The 17,606-nt window shown below is 67.7% G+C and carries 14 protein-coding genes; 4 read left to right on the top strand and 10 right to left on the bottom strand.

The genetic code is table 11. The annotated features are described in order from the left end of the window. Window positions 1-123: 123 nt before the first annotated feature. The 8 genes from ACV7NL_RS18300 to urtA form a co-directional block, all read right to left on the bottom strand. On the bottom strand, window positions 124-447 hold the full coding sequence (locus tag ACV7NL_RS18300; RefSeq protein WP_056183909.1) for an FmdB family zinc ribbon protein: 324 nt from the start codon (window positions 445-447) through the stop codon (window positions 124-126). A 226-nt stretch (window positions 448-673) separates the two neighbouring features. Beyond that, a complete protein-coding gene (fmdA, locus tag ACV7NL_RS18295; RefSeq protein WP_463356419.1) occupies window positions 674-1,903 on the bottom strand; it encodes a formamidase in 1,230 nt (409 codons plus the stop codon). A 114-nt stretch (window positions 1,904-2,017) separates the two neighbouring features. Further along, window positions 2,018-3,034, bottom strand: coding sequence for an alpha/beta fold hydrolase (locus tag ACV7NL_RS18290; protein ID WP_463356418.1), 1,017 nt, complete (start codon window positions 3,032-3,034; stop codon window positions 2,018-2,020). Window positions 3,035-3,045: 11 nt separating this feature from the next. Then, complete coding sequence (gene urtE, locus ACV7NL_RS18285; protein WP_463357165.1) at window positions 3,046-3,735, bottom strand: urea ABC transporter ATP-binding subunit UrtE; 690 nt, start codon at window positions 3,733-3,735, stop codon at window positions 3,046-3,048. A 73-nt stretch (window positions 3,736-3,808) separates the two neighbouring features. After that, the gene (gene urtD / locus ACV7NL_RS18280; RefSeq protein WP_056183903.1) at window positions 3,809-4,594 is read right to left on the bottom strand and encodes an urea ABC transporter ATP-binding protein UrtD; all 786 of its coding nucleotides are present in this window, start codon (window positions 4,592-4,594) and stop codon (window positions 3,809-3,811) included. A gap of 8 nt (window positions 4,595-4,602) precedes the next feature. Next, window positions 4,603-5,754, bottom strand: a complete 1,152-nt coding sequence (urtC, locus tag ACV7NL_RS18275) for an urea ABC transporter permease subunit UrtC (protein WP_463356417.1) — start codon at window positions 5,752-5,754, stop codon at window positions 4,603-4,605. A 14-nt stretch (window positions 5,755-5,768) separates the two neighbouring features. After that, window positions 5,769-6,695: an urea ABC transporter permease subunit UrtB gene (urtB, locus tag ACV7NL_RS18270; protein WP_056183900.1), complete on the bottom strand. Its 927-nt coding sequence runs from the start codon at window positions 6,693-6,695 to the stop codon at window positions 5,769-5,771. Window positions 6,696-6,900: 205 nt separating this feature from the next. Beyond that, on the bottom strand, window positions 6,901-8,160 hold the full coding sequence (gene urtA / locus ACV7NL_RS18265) for an urea ABC transporter substrate-binding protein (RefSeq protein ID WP_056184327.1): 1,260 nt from the start codon (window positions 8,158-8,160) through the stop codon (window positions 6,901-6,903). A gap of 313 nt (window positions 8,161-8,473) precedes the next feature. Here urtA and ACV7NL_RS18260 point away from each other — a divergent pair, with 313 nt between their 5' ends. Continuing rightward, a complete protein-coding gene (locus ACV7NL_RS18260; protein ID WP_463356416.1) occupies window positions 8,474-11,869 on the top strand; it encodes an ATP-binding protein in 3,396 nt (1,131 codons plus the stop codon). Further along, the gene (locus tag ACV7NL_RS18255; protein ID WP_056183896.1) at window positions 11,862-12,770 is read left to right on the top strand and encodes a response regulator transcription factor; all 909 of its coding nucleotides are present in this window, start codon (window positions 11,862-11,864) and stop codon (window positions 12,768-12,770) included. The genes ACV7NL_RS18260 and ACV7NL_RS18255 overlap by 8 nt, the downstream gene beginning before the upstream one ends. Window positions 12,771-13,069: 299 nt before the next feature. On the opposite strand, the gene ACV7NL_RS18250 is transcribed toward ACV7NL_RS18255, so the two are convergent. Further along, window positions 13,070-14,539: a methyl-accepting chemotaxis protein gene (locus ACV7NL_RS18250; protein ID WP_463356415.1), complete on the bottom strand. Its 1,470-nt coding sequence runs from the start codon at window positions 14,537-14,539 to the stop codon at window positions 13,070-13,072. Window positions 14,540-14,648: 109 nt separating this feature from the next. Next, a complete protein-coding gene (locus tag ACV7NL_RS18245; RefSeq protein ID WP_463356414.1) occupies window positions 14,649-15,206 on the bottom strand; it encodes a hypothetical protein in 558 nt (185 codons plus the stop codon). A gap of 10 nt (window positions 15,207-15,216) precedes the next feature. Here ACV7NL_RS18245 and ACV7NL_RS18240 point away from each other — a divergent pair, with 10 nt between their 5' ends. Both ACV7NL_RS18240 and ACV7NL_RS18235 read left to right on the top strand, forming a co-directional pair. Next, window positions 15,217-16,479 (top strand): SMP-30/gluconolactonase/LRE family protein, encoded by a 1,263-nt coding sequence (locus ACV7NL_RS18240; protein ID WP_463356413.1) that lies wholly within the window; start codon window positions 15,217-15,219, stop codon window positions 16,477-16,479. A 114-nt stretch (window positions 16,480-16,593) separates the two neighbouring features. Further along, window positions 16,594-17,580 carry an SMP-30/gluconolactonase/LRE family protein gene (locus ACV7NL_RS18235; RefSeq protein WP_463356412.1) on the top strand — a complete coding sequence of 329 codons (987 nt, stop codon included), beginning with the start codon at window positions 16,594-16,596 and terminating at the stop codon, window positions 17,578-17,580. Window positions 17,581-17,606: the final 26 nt, after the last annotated feature.

The raw sequence follows: 17,606 nt of genomic DNA, 5'->3' as shown, positions 1-17,606 counted from the left end.
AGCATTGATCCTGCCTGAGCCCGCCCCATCCACTTTTCCTGTGGAATTATATCTCGTTAGGCACAGACAATAGGCAGATCACCCGCCAACCAATACTTTGCAATTAGGATGCCAGTGCTGAAATCAGTGACTGATCATCCAGGGACGCGCGGAAGGAAAGCTTTTCACGGCCGGACTTGCTTGCGATTTGGTCTTTGCCGATCCGCTGCAGCATCCGCATCCGGCACCGTGACCCGAGACCTTGCGGGGGGCGTGGCGGCTACGCTCGTTGGTGGCGTGCGCCTTGCGCAATCCGGCATCCATGGAAGCGAGGTTCGGCGCGGTGAGGAAGGCGCGGCCACAGGACGATCCGCAATCCGGGCAGTCGTGGGGGTCGCGGAACTCGGCCATCGGGCGCAGCACCGTGAACGGGCCGCAGGCGTCGCAGGCGTAATCGTAGACGGGCATCGGGGCCTCTCCGTGATTTCTGCGTGATGAGAGGGTGGGGCGGCACGGCCCTCCTCCCCAGCGGATCCCGGGCCTGCCCGAGATCCGTCGAACTGGTGGAGAGGAGTGGGAGGTCGGGCAGGTCCGCCAGCCTCCGCATCCTGAGGATCACCCCATTACCCCCAACTCCTGCTCCCTCCCCACAAGGGGGAGGGGGCTTCGCGCTGATTCGGGCGCGACCAGGCCCTCAAAGATCGGGCGAGAGCGGCATCTGGATCGAGCCGTCGAGGAACTTCGTCGGACCGTCCGCACCCGGATTGATGTCGAAGTCGAAGATCTTGGTCGGAATCCACAGGGTGGCGCAGGCGTTCGGGATGTCGACGACGCCCGAGATGTGGCCCTGCACCGGCGCGGTGCCGAGGATCGAGTAGGCCTGGGCGCCCGAGTAGCCGAACTTCTTCAGGTACTCGATGGCGTTGAGGCAGGCCTGGCGATAGGCCACCGTCACGTCGAGGTAATGCTGCTTGCCGTACTCGTCGACGGAGACCCCCTCGAAGATCAGGTGGTCGTCGAACTTCGGTGTGATCGGCGACGGCTTGAAGATCGGGTTCTTGATCCCGTACTTCGACATGCCGTCCTTGATCAGGCTGACCTTGAGGTGGACCCAGCCCGCCATCTCGATCGCGCCGCAGAAGGTGATCTCGCCGTCGCCCTGGCTGAAATGCAGGTCGCCCATGGAGAGCCCGGCCCCCGGCACGTAGACGGGGAAGTAGATCTTCGAGCCGCGCGACAGATCCTTGATGTCGCAATTGCCGCCATGCTCGCGGCCCGGCACCGTGCGGGCGCCCTCGGCGGCCGCCTTGTCACGGCCCTCGCCCTTGAGTCGACCCATATGGGCGGTGGGCGCGAAGGGGAGGGTGGCCAGAGCCGGCACCCGGTTGGGGTCGGTGTCGAACAGGGCCTTCTCGCGGGTGTTCCAGGTCCCCAGCATCTTGGGATCGGGCAGGCAGCCGATCAGCCCCGGATGGATCAGGCCGGGGAAGCGCACGCCGGGGATGTGGCGCGACTGGGTGAACATGCCCTCGAAATCCCAGATCGATTTCTGGGCCTGGGGGAAGTGTTCGTCGAGGAAGCCGCCGCCGTTCTTCTTGGAGAAGAAGCCGTTGAAGCCCCACTGGCTCTCGGGCTTGGCGCCGATGTCGAGGAGGTCGACCACCAGGAGGTCGCCCGGCTCGGCGCCCTCGACGCCGATCGGGCCGGACAGGAAGTGCACGATCGACAGGTCGATGTCGCGCACGTCGTCTGCCGAATCGTTGTTCTTGATGAACCCGCCGGTCCAGTCATAGGTCTCGACGATGAAGTCGTCGCCGGGCTTCACCTCCGCCACCATGGGGATGTCGGGGTGCCAGCGATTGTGCACCATGTCGTTGTCGTAGGCCGATTGGGTCAGATCGACCTTGATCAGGGTCTCTGCCATCGTCACGTGCTCCCTTCCCTGGGTGAGGACATGCGTCCCCGTTCGCGCCGGCGGTCCGATCCTCCGGCGTGCGATGTGGCGGTGATCGTCGGGCCGGTCCGGCCCCGGTCTCCGTCAGCGTGCGAGCAGCTCCTTGAGGGCCGCATCGAGTGTGGCGATGTCGTCGGGGCTGGTGCCCGGCCCGCCGGCGAAGTGGCCCCACCAGGTCTCGATGACGCGCAGCTCCGCGTTCGGCATGGCCGCCGCCTCGATGGCGTTGTCCTCGGGGGGAAAGTACAAGTCGGTTGAGGCCGGCATCAGGATCGCCCTGGCGCGGATGGCACCGAGGGCGGCCTTGAGATCGCCGTTGAAGCGGTCGTTGGCGCTGATGTCGCCGTTCTGCCAGGTCCACAGCATCGCCAGCAGGTCGTTGGCGTCCCGGGTGTAGAACAGACCTTCCCAGAACCCGACCAGAAAATCCTCGAGCGAGGCGTAGCCCATATGCGTCTTGTCGGCCTCGATCCGGTAGAACGTCTGCGACAGGCCCCAGCCGGCATAGACCCGGCCGAAGGCGCGCAGGCCCCGGTTCGGCGGGCTTGTGTACCAGCCCTCCGCATAGGCGGCGTCGGCCTGGAGCGCGGCCTTGGCGCCTTCGAGGAAGACGGAGTTGTGCCGGGAACACTTGGCCGAACCCTGAAACGGCAGGATGCGGGGCACCATGTCGGGGTAGAGGGCGCCCCAATGGTAGGTCTGCAGGGCGCCCATCGACCAGCCGGTCACCAGCACCAGCGTTTCGATGCCGAAATGCTCGGTGACGAGGCGGTGCTGGGCCGTGACGTTGTCGTAGGCCGTGACGTTGGGGAATCTTGGCCCGTTCCAGGGCGCCGGCGTATTGCTCGGCGAGGACGACAGCCCGTTGCCGAACATGTTCGGGATGATGATGAAGTACCTGTCCGGGTCGAGGGCCTTGCCGGGACCGATCAGCCATTCGTTCTCGGTGTGCTGGCCCGAATACCAGGTCGGGTAGACGATGGCGTTGTCCTTGGCGGCATTGAGGGTGCCGAAGGTCTTGTAGGCGAGCCGGGCATCGCGCAGCGTCTTGCCGCACTGGAGGACGAAGTCACCGAGCTCGAAGATCTCGTAATCGACCATTCCGACCTCCGTCAGACCGAGAGGAAGCGCGCGACCTGGGCCTCGTCGATGTCGGCGCGCAGGGACTCGTGCACGATCACGCCGTTCTCGATGACCAGAACCCGGTCGGCGACGTCGAGGGCGAAGCTCAGCACCTGCTCGGAGACCACGATGGAGAGGCCTCGTTCGTCTCGGATCTTCTTGAGGGTGCGGCCCATCTCGCGGATGATCGAGGGCTGGATGCCCTCGGTCGGCTCGTCGAGGAGGAGGACCTTGGGCCGGCTCGCCAGCGCGCGGGCGATGGCGAGCTGCTGCTGCTGGCCGCCCGAGAGATTGCCGCCGCGCCGGCCCTTCATCTCCAGCAGCACCGGGAACATGGTGTAGAGATCCTGCGGCACCCGGCGCTCGTGGGTGACGGTGAGCCCCGTCTCGATGTTCTCCTGCACGGTCATGGCCGAGAAGATCATGCGGCCCTGCGGCACGTAGGCGAGACCGCGTGCCACGCGCTGGTGGCTCTTCAGGGCGCCGACATCCGCACCGTCGACCCGGATCGAGCCGGATTTCACCGGTACGATCCCCATCAGGGTCTTCATCAGCGTGGTCTTGCCCATGCCGTTGCGGCCCATCACGGCGACGATCTCGCCGGGCGCCACCGCGATGTCGAGGCCGTGCAGAACCTCGCTCTGGCCATAGGCCGAATGCAGGTCGCTGATCGCCAGCATCGGCTGGACGCCACCCTGACGATGAGGCGCGGGGGAGGAGGCAGGCGCGGTCTGGAGCATGAGCCTGTTTCCCTCAATGGCCGAGATAGACTTCGATGACCTTGGGGTCGTTCTTGACCCGCTCCATCGACCCTTCCGACAGGACCTTGCCCTGGTGCAGCACGGTGACCCGGTGGGCGATGTCCTCGACGAACTTCATGTCGTGCTCGATCACCAGGACCGAGCGGCCTTTGATGATTTCGTTGAGGAGTTCGGCGGTCTTGATGCGCTCCCCGACGCTCATGCCGGCCACTGGCTCGTCGAGCATCAGCAATTCCGGGTCCTGGATCAGCAGCATGCCGATCTCGAGCCACTGCTTCTGGCCGTGGCTGAGGAACTCGGCCCGCTCCAGGAGTTGGTCCTTAAGGAAGATCATGCTGGCGACCTCCTCGATGCGGTCGCGGACCTGGGCGTCGCGCTTGAAGGTCAGCGCCCCGAACACCGAGCGGCCGCGCGGATAGGAAATCTCCAGGTTCTCGAAGACGGTGAGGTCGTCGTAGATCGACGGCGTCTGGAACTTGCGGCCGACGCCGGCCAGCACGATGGCGCTCTCGGACAGCTTGGTCAGCTCCTGGCCCTTGTACTTGATCGAGCCGGAGCTGGCCTTGGTGCGGCCGCAGATGAGGTCGAGCACCGTGGTCTTGCCGGCGCCGTTGGGGCCGATGATGACCCGGATCTCGTTGGGATCGACGTAGAACGAGACGTCGTTGACCGCCTTGAAGCCGTCGAACGAGACGGTGAGGGATTCCACCGCCAGCAGGAAGTCCTTCTCGGCCGGATCGGCGCCGATGAGGTGCGAGGGCAGGATGGCTGCGTTCATCGGAGATCCTACTCGGCCGCGTGGGACAGGGCGACGGCGGGCGCGGGCTCGAGAGCCTTCACGCGCCGGGTCAGGCGGGGCTCGATATAGGTGCGGTAGATGCCCGCCAGACCGTTGGGGAAGGCCAGCACCACGAGGATGAACAGGCCGCCGAGGCCGAACAGCCAGAGTTCCGGGAAGCTCTCCGAGAAGGTGGTCTTGGCCCAGTTGACCAGGAGCGTGCCCCAGACCGCGCCGAACAGGGACAGGCGCCCGCCGACGGCGGCGTAGATCACCATCTCGATCGACGGCACGATGCCGACGAAGGAGGGCGACATGAACCCGACCTGGAGGGTGAACATCGCGCCCCCGATGGCGGCGAACACAGCCGCGAGGCAGAACGCGAAGGTCTTGAAGCTCGCCACCTGGTAGCCCGAGAACCGGACCCGGTCCTCCTTGTCGCGCATGGCGAGCAGGATGCGCCCGAGCTTCGACTTCTTCACGGCCTGCGCGAACAGGATGCAGGCGACGAGCAGGCCGGCGTTGACGAAGTAGAGGATGTTGTGGGCGCTGTCGGTGCGGATGTCCCAGCCGTGCAGGGTGCGCAGATCGGTGATGCCGTTGATGCCGCCGGTGTAGCCCTGCTGGCCGACGATCAGGATCGTCAGGATGGCGGCGATGGCCTGGGTGATAATGGCGAAGTAGGTGCCGCCGACGCGGCGGCGGAACATCGCCGTGCCGATGACGAAGGCAAAGAAGGCCGGCACCACCAGCACCGCGATCAGCGTGAAGGGCAGGCTGGTGAAGGGCTTCCAGAACCACGGCAGTTCGGTGATCTGGTTCCAGTCCATGAAGTCGGGAATGCCCGGGGTCGACTGGATCTTGGTATTCTCGACGCTGGACGCTTCGAGCTTCAGGTACATGGCCATCAGGTAGCCGCCGAGGCCGAAGAACACGCCCTGGCCGAGCGAGAGGATGCCGCCGAATCCCCAGCAGATGACCAGGCCGAGGGCCACGAACGAATAGGTCAGGTACTTGCCGACGAGGTTGAGCCGGAAGGCGTCGAGCAGCATCGGCAGCAGGATGAAGATGACGCCGACGAGGAGCGCCAGGCTCACCCATTCCATCGGCTTCATGAACGGGTTGTCGTTGACGATCGTCTTGGGTGTGGAGCGGGTCATGACGTTCAGGCTCCTCAGCGCCGGACCTTGAGGGTGAAGAGGCCCTGGGGCCGCAGCATCAGGATGCCGACCACCGCCAACAGCGTGAGCACCTTCGCGGTGGAACCCGAGAGGAAGAATTCGAGGGTCGATTGCGTCTGCGAGATCGAGAAGGCGGACGCGATGGTGCCGAGCAGCGAGGCGGCGCCGCCGAACACCACGATCAGGAAGGTGTCGACGATGTAGAGCTGGCCGGAGGTCGGCCCGGTCGAGCCCACCATGGTGAAGGCCGAACCGGCGATGCCCGCGATGCCGCAGCCGAGGCCGAAGGTGAGGCGGTCGACCCGTTCGGTGTCGATGCCGACGGCGCCCGCCATGGCGCGGTTCTGCACCACGGCGCGAACCTGGGCGCCGAAGCGCGAGCGGTACATCAGGAGGGCGACGCCGACGGTGATCAGCGTCGTGATGGCCATGACGAACATGCCGTTGATCGGGATCTCGATGGTGTCGGTGACCTGCACCGAGCCGATCAGCCAGGACGGCAGCTCGACGCCGACCTCGCGGGCACCGAAGATCGAGCGGTAGGCCTGCTGCAGGATCAGCGACAGGCCCCAGGTGGCCAGCAGCGTATCGAGCGGGCGCTTGTAGAGGTGGCGGATCAGGGCCCATTCCACCAGCATCCCGAGCGCCCCCGAGGCCAGGAAGGCGAGCGCCATCGCGATGAAGAAGTAAGCCGGGAACAGGGCCGGCAGTTGGGTTTGGAAGAAGCCCGAGCAGAGATAGGTCATGTAGGCGCCGAGGATCATGAACTCCCCGTGCGCCATGTTGATCACCCCCATCTGGCCGAAGATGATCGCCAGCCCGAGCGCCATCAGCACGTAGACCGAAAACAGGATCAGTCCGGCAAAGCCCTGCATCGCGAAGATCGCGCCGAGATCACCGAGCGAGTAGTCACCGAACATGGGTCCGTTCTCCGAAGGATGCCGCGCGTGTCGTGCAAGCATCAGGCCGTCGCGGACAGACGCGCCCTCTCATGAGACGCGCTCCCTCCCCCTCGTGGAGGCGTAGGGGTGGGGGTGGCGCCGCCAGCCTCCGCCGGTCGAGCGTCACCCAACCACCCCCACCGCCAACTCCTCCCCACAAGGGGGAGGAGGGCACGTTTGAGCCCTACTGGTAGCCCTTGGGGAACGGGTCGGGCTTGATCAGTTCGGGGCTGGTGTAGACGATCTCGAACTGGCCATCCGGCAGGGCCTTGCCGACGCGGGTCTTCGACCAGAGGTGGTGGTTCGGATCGACCCGGACGTAGCCTTCCGGCGCGTCCTTGTATTCGAGCCCCGGCGAGGCGGCGACGACCTTGTCGACATCGAACGAGCCGGCCTTCTCGCAGGCCATCTTCCACAGGTGGGGCCCGAGATAGGCGGCCTGGGTGACGTCGCCGATGACGGTCTTCTCGCCCCACATCTTCTTGAAGGCGGCGACGAAGGCCTTGTTGTTCTCGTTCTCGATCGACTGGAAGTACTTCATGCAGGAATAGGCGCCGGCGATGTTGTCGCCGCCGATGCCGTCGATCTCGTCTTCCGTCACCGAGATCGTCAGGAGGATCTGCTTCGACAGGTCGATGCCGGCGGCCTTGAGTTGCTTATAGAACGCCACGTTCGAGCCGCCGACCACGTCGGCGAAGATCACCTTCGGCTTGGTGAGCTTGATCTTGTTGATCACCGAATTGAACTGGGTGTGGCCGAGAGGGAAGTACTCCTCACCGACGACCTTGCCCTTGAGCACGTTCTCGACGTGCTTTCGGGCGATCTTGTTCGAGGTGCGCGGCCAGATGTAGTCCGACCCGATGAAGAAGAACGAATCGCCGCCCTTCTCCTTGTGGACCCAGTTGAGGCCGGCGAGGATCTGCTGCGTGGCTTCCTGGCCGGTGTAGAAGACGTTCTTGGACTGCTCCAGGCCCTCGTAGAAGGTCGGGTAGTACAAGAGGCCGTTATACTGCTCGAACACCGGCAGCGCGGCCTTGCGCGAGGCCGAGGTCCAGCAGCCCATCACGGCGGCGCAATGGTCGTTGACCAGGAGCTTCTTCGCCTTCTCGGCGAAGGTCGGCCAATCGGAGGCGCCGTCCTCCTGGATGATCTTGATCTTGCGGCCGAGCACGCCGCCCGCCTCGTTGATCTGCGAGATCGCGAGCTTTTCGGCCTGAATGGAGCCGGTCTCGGAGATCGCCATGGTGCCGGTGGCCGAGTGCAGGATGCCGACCGTCACCTCGGTGTCGGTCACGGCGAGGCCGGTGGTGTTCACCGCCGACGTCGCCGGTCCCGCCGCGAAGCTCATGCGCGGCATCAGGGCGATCGCCGGAGCGCCGGCGAGCCCCATCAGAAGCCTGCGCCGCAGCGCCGATTGCAGGCCCTTGCCCTTGTCCTCTGCCATCGTGCCCAAACCCCTGTCGGTCGTCGCGCGGCGCTCGGGACGGCCGCGGATCGACGGAGCGGAGGCTAGGCTGCAGGGTGCCGTGCGGCCTATACGCTGTATTGCGTATGTCGGAGCCCGGCGCACAGGCCCATGCTGGTGAACTTGCTCGCGCGAGTCCGTGGCCCGGACCGCGCCGTCCGAAGCGCCGGGTCGCGCCCGGCATCGGGGCACGGTCCTTGCTAAGCTGGGGACGACGGACCGCCATCGTCACGGACGGGCCGGGATGCCGCGCCATCCCCCGTGCCGCATGATACCGTCCACCCCGAAGACGATGACCGAGCACCAGCGTATCCTGCCGATCCGGCGCGACTACAATCGCCTCGTCGCCGACGAGACGCTGGAGGATTATGCGCTCCGCTTCACCGCCAAGAAGGCGCGGCGGTGGTCGGGCTTCCGGGTCGCCCAGACGGCGCTCGGCTCCCTCTCGTTCCTGGCCCTGGAGGCGATCGGCGGCACCCTGGTGCTGAGTGTCGGGTTCACCAACACCCTGGCAGCACTCCTGCTGGTGAGCGCGATCATCTTCGCCACCGCGACGCCGATCAGCCTCTACGCCGCGCGCTACGGCGTCGACATCGACCTCCTCACCCGGGGCGCCGGCTTCGGCTATATCGGCTCGACGGTGACCTCGCTGATCTACGCGAGCTTCACCTTCCTGTTCTTCGCCATCGAGGCCGCCATCATGGCTCTGGCGCTGGAGCTGTGCTTCGGGCTGCCGCCGAGCCTCGGCTACCTCGTCAGCGCCCTCGTGGTGATCCCGCTGGTGATCTACGGCATCGCGATGATCAGTCGCTTCCAGCTCTGGACGCAGCCGGTCTGGATCGTGCTCAACCTCGTGCCGCTCGCCTGCATCGCCTTCGCCGGGGACGCGCCGGTGGCGACCTGGCTCGACCATCCGGGCAGCGACGGCCTCGGCGGCTTCGATTGGCCCCGCTTCGGCCTCGCCTCGGGCATCCTGCTGGCGCTGCTGGCCCAGGTCGGCGAGCAGGTCGACTTCCTGCGCTTCGTGCCGGAGCGCGAACCCGGCCGTTCGGCCCGCTGGTGGGCGGCGGTGCTGAGTGCCGGCGGCGGCTGGATCCTGCCCGGGATGCTCAAGATCCTGCTCGGCTCGTTCCTCGCCGTGCTCGCCCTCGCGCACGGGGTGCCCGCCGAGCATGCCGCCGAGCCGACGCGGATGTACGCGGTGGCCTTCGGCTACGTGGTCTCCCCCGGGGCCGGCGCCGTGGCGCTGATGACGCTGTTCGTGGTGGTGTCGCAGCTCAAGATCAACGTCACCAACGCCTATGCGGGCTCCATCGCCTGGTCGAACTTCTTCTCGCGCCTGACGCATAGCCACCCGGGCCGGGTCGTCTGGCTGGTGTTCAACGTCGCCATCGCGCTCCTGCTGATGGAGCTCGGCATCGACAAGACCATCGCCAGCACGCTCTCGCTCTACGCCGTGGTGGTGTCGGCCTGGGTCGGCGCGCTCGCGGCGGACCTCGCCATCAACAAGCCATTCGGCCTGTCCCCGCCCGGCATCGAGTTCAAGCGCGCCCATCTCTACGCCATCAATCCCGTCGGCACCGGCGCCATGGCGCTGGCGATCCTCACGGGGTTCGTGGCCCATGCGGGCTGGATCGGGGCGATGGCCGTGCCGTTCGCGCCGCTGCTGGCGCTGACCGTCGCCGTCGCGGGGGCGCCCGCGATCGCGCTCGCCACCGGCGGGCGCTACTATCTCGCCCGAACTCCGCGGACCGACTGGCACGGTGCGTCCGAGATCACCTGCCGCGTCTGCGAGCACCCGTTCGAGCCGGAGGACATGGCCCAGTGCCCCGCCTATGCGGCTCCGATCTGCTCCCTGTGCTGCTCGCTCGACGCCCGCTGCGGCGATCTCTGCAAGCCGCACGGGCGCCTGGAGGCCCAGGCCCAGGCGGTGCTCGCGCGCGTCGCCCCGGCCCGCACCGCCGCCTGGATCGGCGCGCCCCTGGGGCGCTACCTCGCGCTGATGCTGACGCTGGTGGCGGCGATCGCTCTGATCCTCGGTATCGTGCATGCGGGCGCCAGCGCCGAGCATCCCGAGCACCGCGCGGTGCTCGGCGCGGCGCTGACCAGCGTGTTCCTGATCCTCATCGTGATCCTGGGCATCGTCGCCTGGCTGTTCGTTCTGGCGCAGGAGAGCCGGCGGGTCGCCCTCGAGGAGACTGCGCGCCAGACCGGGCTCTACCAGGCCGAGATCGAGGCCCATAAGATCACCGATGCCAAGCTGCAGCAGGCCAAGGAGACGGCGGAGGCCGCCAATCTCGCGAAAAGCCGCTACGTGGTCGGCATCAGCCACGAGTTGCGCACGCCCCTGAACGCGGTGCTGGGCTACGCGCAGCTGCTGGAGGGCGACCCCAGCATCCCGGCCCCGCGACAGAACGGCATCCGGGTCATCCGGCGCTCGGCCCAGCACCTGTCGGGCCTGATCGACGGCCTCCTCGATATTTCCCGGATGGAGGCGGGTCGCCTCCAGATCCACCGCAACGAGGTACGTCTCGCCGACTTCCTCGACCAGATCGTCGACATGATCCGGCTCCAGGCGCAGGGCGCTGCCCTCGATTTCCGCTTCACCCGACCCGAGGCCCTGCCGGCGGTGGTCGCCACCGATGAGAAGCGTCTGCGCCAGATCCTGCTCAACCTCCTGTCGAACGCGATCAAGTTCACCCCCGCCGGCACGGTCACCCTGGATCTGACCTACCGCAATCAGATCGCGGTGTTCACGATCAGCGACACCGGCCTCGGCATCCGCCGGGACGATCTGGAGCGCATCTTCGAGCCGTTCGAGCGCGGCTCGCTGGCGGCTGCGCGCTCGACGCCCGGTACCGGCCTGGGGCTGACCATCGCGCACCTGCTGGCCCAGGTGATGGGCGGCGAGATCACTGTCGAGAGCGAGGTCGGGCGCGGCACCCGCTTTCGCGTGCGCCTGATGCTGGCCTCGGTGGCCCGGCCGAAGCCCGTTCTGGCCGCACCCGCGAGCGCGCCGGTGCGGGCCTATGCGGGCGCCCGGCGCACCATCCTGGTGGCCGACGACGATGCGGCCCATCGCGGGCTGATGCGCGACATCCTCGAACCCCTCGGCCTGGTGGTGTGGGAGGCCGGCGACGGCCCGGCCTGCCTCGCCCTGGCGGAGACCCGGCCGCCGGACCTGTTCCTCCTCGACATCGCCATGCCGGGCATGAGCGGCTGGGTGCTGGCCAAAGCGCTGCGGGAGGCCGGCCACACCGCCCGCATCGCCATGATGTCGGCCAACGTCCACGAGATCAGCCCGGTGCGGGGTGACGACGCGCCCCACGACGCGATCATCGCCAAACCCTTCGACCTGCGCGACTTCCTTGAATGCGTCACCGGCCTGCTCGGCCTCGCCTGGACCGCGCAGGAGCCTCCCGGAATCGACGCCGCCGCACCGACGCCGGAGGCGTCCCCGGCCCCACGGCCCGGGCAGGTGGCCGATCTCCTGCGCCTCGTGCGGATCGGCCACGTGCGCGGGATCGACGCCAAGCTAGCCGAGATGGAGGCCGAGGCGGACGCCCCGACGGCCTTCATCGTGCAGATGCGGGGCCTCGCCGCCGCCTTCGACCTGCGCCGGGCCCGCACCGTGCTGGAAGCCCTGAGCCCTCCGCAGGACGTGGCGGAAGGCGTGTCGGATGTCTGAAGCCCAGCGCGACATCGTCCTCGTGGTGGACGATTCCCCCGAAACCCTGAGCTTCCTCACCGAGGCGATCGAGCGCTCGGGCGCCACTGTCCTGGTGGCGGTGGCGGGCGACCTCGCCCTGGCGCTGGTCGACGAGATCACCCCCGACGTCATCCTGCTCGACGCGATGATGCCCGGCATGGACGGGTTCGAGACCTGCCGTCGCCTCAAGGCGAAGGGCCATCTCGCCCACGTGCCGGTGATCTTCATGACCGGCCTGTCGGAGACCGAGCACATCGTGAAGGGCCTGGAGGCCGGCGGCGTCGACTACGTGACGAAGCCGATCGCCCCCGACGAGATCCTGGCCCGCATCCGGGTCCATCTCGCCGGCGCCCGTGCGGCCCAGAGCGCGCGGGCGGCCCTCGACACCACCGGCCGCACCCTGTTCGCAGTGGACCGCGACGGCGCGGTCCGGTGGTGCACGCCCCAGGCCGCGCGCCTGCTCGGCGGGGTCACCGAGCCCGGCGCGCCGCTGGGCCTGCCGCCACAGGGCGGGGCCTGGCTGAAGGCCTGCCTGGGGGGCGCGTCCACCGCCCCTCTGAGCCTCGTGGACCGGGCAGGCACCGCCTACACCTTAAGCTTCATCGGCGGCACCGGCGACGAGATCCTGCTGCGGCTGGCCCGGGACGGCACCCAGGCCGGTCTGGAGCGCCTGCGCCTGCGCCTGCGCGTCACCGGGCGCGAGGCGGAGGTGCTGCTCTGGCTCTCGCGGGGCAAATCCAGCCGCGACATCGGCGAGATCCTGGGCTTGAGCCCCCGCACGGTGACCAAGCACCTCGAGGGCATCTACGAGAAGCTCGGGGTCGAGAATCGCACGGCTGCGTCAGTCATCGCCGCACGCCACCTGCAGGATCTCGATTGAGGGTCGCCCGGTCGGGCGGCGCACAGGATATTTCTGCGGTCGGCCCTCGCTTTGGCGCGGCGGCACCCGATCTATCTCATCACGGACAATCGGGAGCTTCGCAATGAACTGGATGACGTGGTTGGTCGGCCGTTGCGTGGATCTCACGGAGCGCGTCGTCCCGGGTCTCGACCGGCGTGAGCCGGGCCGAACGGGTGGGACCCAGAGCCTGCGGGGCCGGGTCCGGGGTTCGGCCTCGGAACCGACGGTGATCCAGCCGGGGATCGGAGCCCGGCCGGATTGACGGGCGGCGCGTCCGCTCAGGCGAGCGCCCGGGCGGCGGCGCCTGCCTTGCGCACGGAGCCGTCGACATCGTGGGCGGCCTGGGCGATGCCGTCCATGCTCTGTCGGACCTGCTCGACGCTCTGAGCGGCGGTCTGCATGTTCACCGACATGTCGCGCGTGACCGCCGCCTGTTCGGTGACCGCCGACGAGACGCTGAGTGAGATCTCGCTGAGATGCGCGATGGTGCGGGCGATGGCCTCGATGGCGTTCACCGCCTGGCTGGTGGAGGTCTGAACCGCCGCGATCTGGGTCCCGATCTCCTCCGTTGCCCGCGATGATTGGTTGGCCAGGGCCTTCACCTCGCTGGCGACCACCGCGAAGCCCCGGCCGGCCTCGCCAGCGCGGGCGGCCTCGATGGTGGCGTTGAGCGCAAGCAGGTTGGTCTGGTCGGCGATCGAGCGGATCACCGAAACCACTTCGCCGATCTTGGTTGCGGCCGAGGTCAGGCCCGCGACGATCCCACCGGCCTCTTCCGCCCGGATCACGGCCTCGTCGGAAGCGGCCTTCGCCTCGACGGCGTGGCGATTCAATTCCTCGATCGAGGCCGAAAATTCCTCGGCACCGGCCGCCACGGCCTGCACGTTGCCCGAGGTCAGGGCCGCGGCCTCGGCGGTGGTGCTCGCCTGGCGGCTGACCTCGGCGATGGAGTCGGTGATGCCGCCGAGGTCCCGGTCAATGGCGCGCTGGCCCTCGAGGCGGCGGAGGCGATCGGCGACCTGATGGGTCACGTCGTTGGCGAACTTGACCACCGCCACGGGCTTACCGTCCGGGCCGAGAACCGGATTGTAGGCCCCGTAGATCCAGACCTCGCGTCCGCCCTTGGCCATGCGGCGAAACTCGCCGGCCTGGTACTCGCCGCTGGCGAGCGCCTTCCAGAAGGCCGCATAGGCCGGCGTGTCCCGGTCCTCGGGCGCCATGAATTGGCTGTGGTGCCGACCCTTGATCTCGTCCAGGGTATAGCCGAGCGCGGCGAGAAAGTTCGGGTTGGCATCGGTGACGAGGCCGTCGGGCGTGAAGTGAATCACCGCCTGCGAGCGGTTGATCGCCGCGATCTGGCCCTCGTAGGCCGCGTTGCGCCGGGTCTGCTCGGTGATGTCGGTCGCGAACTTGACCACCTTCACGGGCTTGCCGTGCCGGTTGAGGATCGGGTTGTACGAGGCCTGTATCCACCGGCTGCGCCCGTCCTTCGCGATCCGGCGAAACTCCCGGCTCTGGAACTCACCCCGGCGCAGGCTGTCCCAGAACTGGCGATAGGCGACGGTCTCTCGCTCCTCGGGCGCGACGAACAGGCTGTGGTTCTGGCCACGGACCTCGTCCAGCGTGTATCCGACCAGGTCGAGGAAGATCTTGTTCGCATCGCGAACCGTCCCATCCATATCGAACTCGATCCGACCCTGCGATCGATCGAGTGCGGCCAAGGTGGCGCGAAGACTTGATCCCAGCATGTGGTCTTCTCTTACTCGGTCGGCGAAGCGAAATGCGCCACCAATCCCGCTCCTGGCGCGCCGTACCATATGGGAATTATAATTGTAAAATTCGTATTAATAACAATAATCATTCCGCTGTTCTCGGCGTATGAGCTGTCTTTCGTTGAAATTCGACATTGCCTGGCCCAATCCCCCGCCCGCCGACGATAGGGTCGGTTGCAGGTGCGGGCTTGTAGTTGGGGGGCATTTCTCGGCGCGGGGCTTGCCGGTTCCCGTGCCAAGGCTGGCCCGCGTCCGGGGCCGTGACATCCGGCCGGACCTGCAACCGCGGCGTTTCGGGATGAACCTTGCCGGGATGAACCTTGCCGGGATGAACCTTGCCGGGATGAACCTTGCCGGGATGAACCTTGCCGGGATGAACCTTGCCGGGATGAACCTTGCCGGGATGAACCTTGCCGGGATGAACCTTGCCGGGATGAACCTTGCCGGGATGAACCTTGCCGGGATGAACCTTGCCGGGATGAACCTTGCCGGGATGAACCTTGCCGGGATGAACCTTGCCGGGATGAACCTTGCCGGGATGAACCTTGCCCAAATGAACCTTGGCCGCCCCCTCGTGCGTTAGGCCGTCGATGACCCATTCCGATTCGCGCCGCACGAAGAGTCGATCGATGCCCCGCCGCACGTCCGTTTCCGTGACGATCAGATCCGCAGACGCCCGGCGGAAAGGCGAAGTCCTGCGCACCGCGCTCTGCGCCGTCGCCCTGGCGAGCCCGCTGCTGGCATCGCCAAGCCGGGCGCAGACCGCGCCGGTTGCACCCGCTCCGACGGCCACAACCCCGCCTGCCGCGACCCTCACCAAGGTGGCGAGCTTCGAGCATCAGGTGACCGGCGTCACCGTCTCGAAGGACGGACGCATCTTCGTCAACTTTCCGCGATGGACCGAGGACACCGAGGTATCGGTGGCCGAACTCAAGGATGGCAAGCTGGTGCCGTTCCCGGACGCGGCCTGGAATTCCTGGCGCAACGCCAAGAAGGACGAGGTCACGGCCAAGGACCATTGGGTCTGCGTCCAGAGCGTGGTCGCCGGTCCCAACGGCAATCTCTGGGTGCTCGATCCGGCCGCTCCCGCCATGGCGGCCCTGGTGCCCGGCGGTCCCAAGCTCGTCGAGATCGACCTGAAGACCAACCAGCCGGCCCGCACCATCGCGTTCGACGACAGCGTGGCGCCCCAGGGCTCCTACCTCAACGACGTGCGCTTCTCCCCCAACGGCAAGACCGCCTACCTCACCGATTCCGGCGCCCGGGGCGCTTTGGTGGTGGTCGACCTCGACAGCGGCCGCGCGCATCGGGTGCTCGACGGCGATCCCGCGACGCAGCCCGACCCAAGCGTCACCGTGACCTATGACGGCAAACCCCTGCGCCGCCCGGACGGGCGCGGCGTCGAGTTCGCGGCCGATGGCATCGCTCTCTCCCCCGACGGCAAGACGCTCTACTGGCAGGCGATCAAGGGCAAGACGCTCTACAGCCTGCCCACCGAGACGCTCGCCGGCAGCATCACCACGGCGCTGATGCCGGCGGCCCTCGCGGACAAGAGCGTGGCCGGCCGGATCGAGACCGTGGGCGAGAACGGCCCGGCGGACGGGCTGATCATCGCCCGCACCGACGGCCGGATGTACGTGACGTCGCCGCAGGATGATTCGATCAAGGTCCGCGACCTGTCGGGCAAAGGGAACAGCCTGAGCACCGTCGTACAGGACAAGCGCCTGCGCTGGCCCGATACCTTCGCGGAAGGACCGGACGGCACGCTCTACGTCACGACCTCGCACATCCAGGACTCGGCCTTCTACAAGCCGGACGCGCCGGCAGCCCTGCCGACCGAGTTGTGGAGTTTCAAACCCACGGCCGTGGAGGCGACCGGCGCGACAGGCGCTCCCGCGACCCCCGCCCAGCGCTGAGACCTGTCACCCTCGAGGCTTATCCAATCCCAGGCTTGGCGCACGCCCAGGCCCGGCGCATCGGCCGTCGCCAGCCGGTGCGTCCCCTTGCCCTTCCAACCGTTCCGGAACCGGATGCCGACGATTCGACGACGCACGTTCCTCGGCACCGCTCTGGCGGCGGTTAGCCTGTCGGCCACCCGCGTCGCGGCTGCGCCGATCCTGCGCAGCGACGACCCGCGCTTTTCCGCGGTGGTCGCGCCTCACACGCCCCTGCGCACCCTCTACGCGGCCGGGCGCTGGTGCGAGGGCCTGTGCTACGCACCGGCGCTCGGCGGCCTGATTGTCAGCGACGTCCGGGCCAACCGGATGCTGCGCATCGGCGACGATGGCGCAACGCAGGTCTTCCGCGATCCGTCGAACAACGCCAACGGCAACACCCTTGACGGCGAGGGCCGGCTCGTCACCTGCGAGCACCGGGGCCGGCGCGTGGTGCGGCGCGAGCCGGATGGGCGCCTCACGGTGCTGGCGGAGACCTATGAAGGGCGGCCGCTCAATTCCCCCAACGATGCCGCCCTGGCGCCGGACGGCGCGATCTGGTTCACCGATCCGGTCTTCGGCATCACCATGCCGGACGAGGGCCTGATGGCAGCACCCGCCCAGGCAGCCCGGCGGGTCTATCGGATCGATCCCGGCTCCGGGCGGGTCGAGGCGATGACCGACGCGGTGGGGCAGCCCAACGGGATCGTGTTCAGCCCGGATGGCACACGCCTCTATGTCAGCGACACCAGCGCGGCCCTGAAGAACCCAGAGGGCGCCCGGACGATCCTGATTTTCCCCGTCGAGCGGGGGCGCCGGCTCGGCAACCCCCGGGTGTTCGCCACCGTGGAGGCCGGCGTTCCGGACGGGCTCACGGTCGATGCCGGGGGCCGGCTCTACGCGGCCTGCTTCGACGGCGTGCGGGTGTTCGATTCCGACGGGACCCGGCTCGGCCGCATCGCCACCGCCACCGATGCCGCCAACGTCGCCTTCGGGGGACCAGACGGCAACCGCCTGTTCATCGGCGCCGGCCCGATCGTCCACGCCATCGACCTCGCGGTCCGCGGCCCCGCCCGGGGCTGACCCGTCTCACCTCCCGTCCGAACCGG

Source organism: Methylobacterium sp. Ger2507 (assembly GCF_055231875.1).
This window is presented reverse-complemented; position numbering and strand designations above follow the sequence as displayed.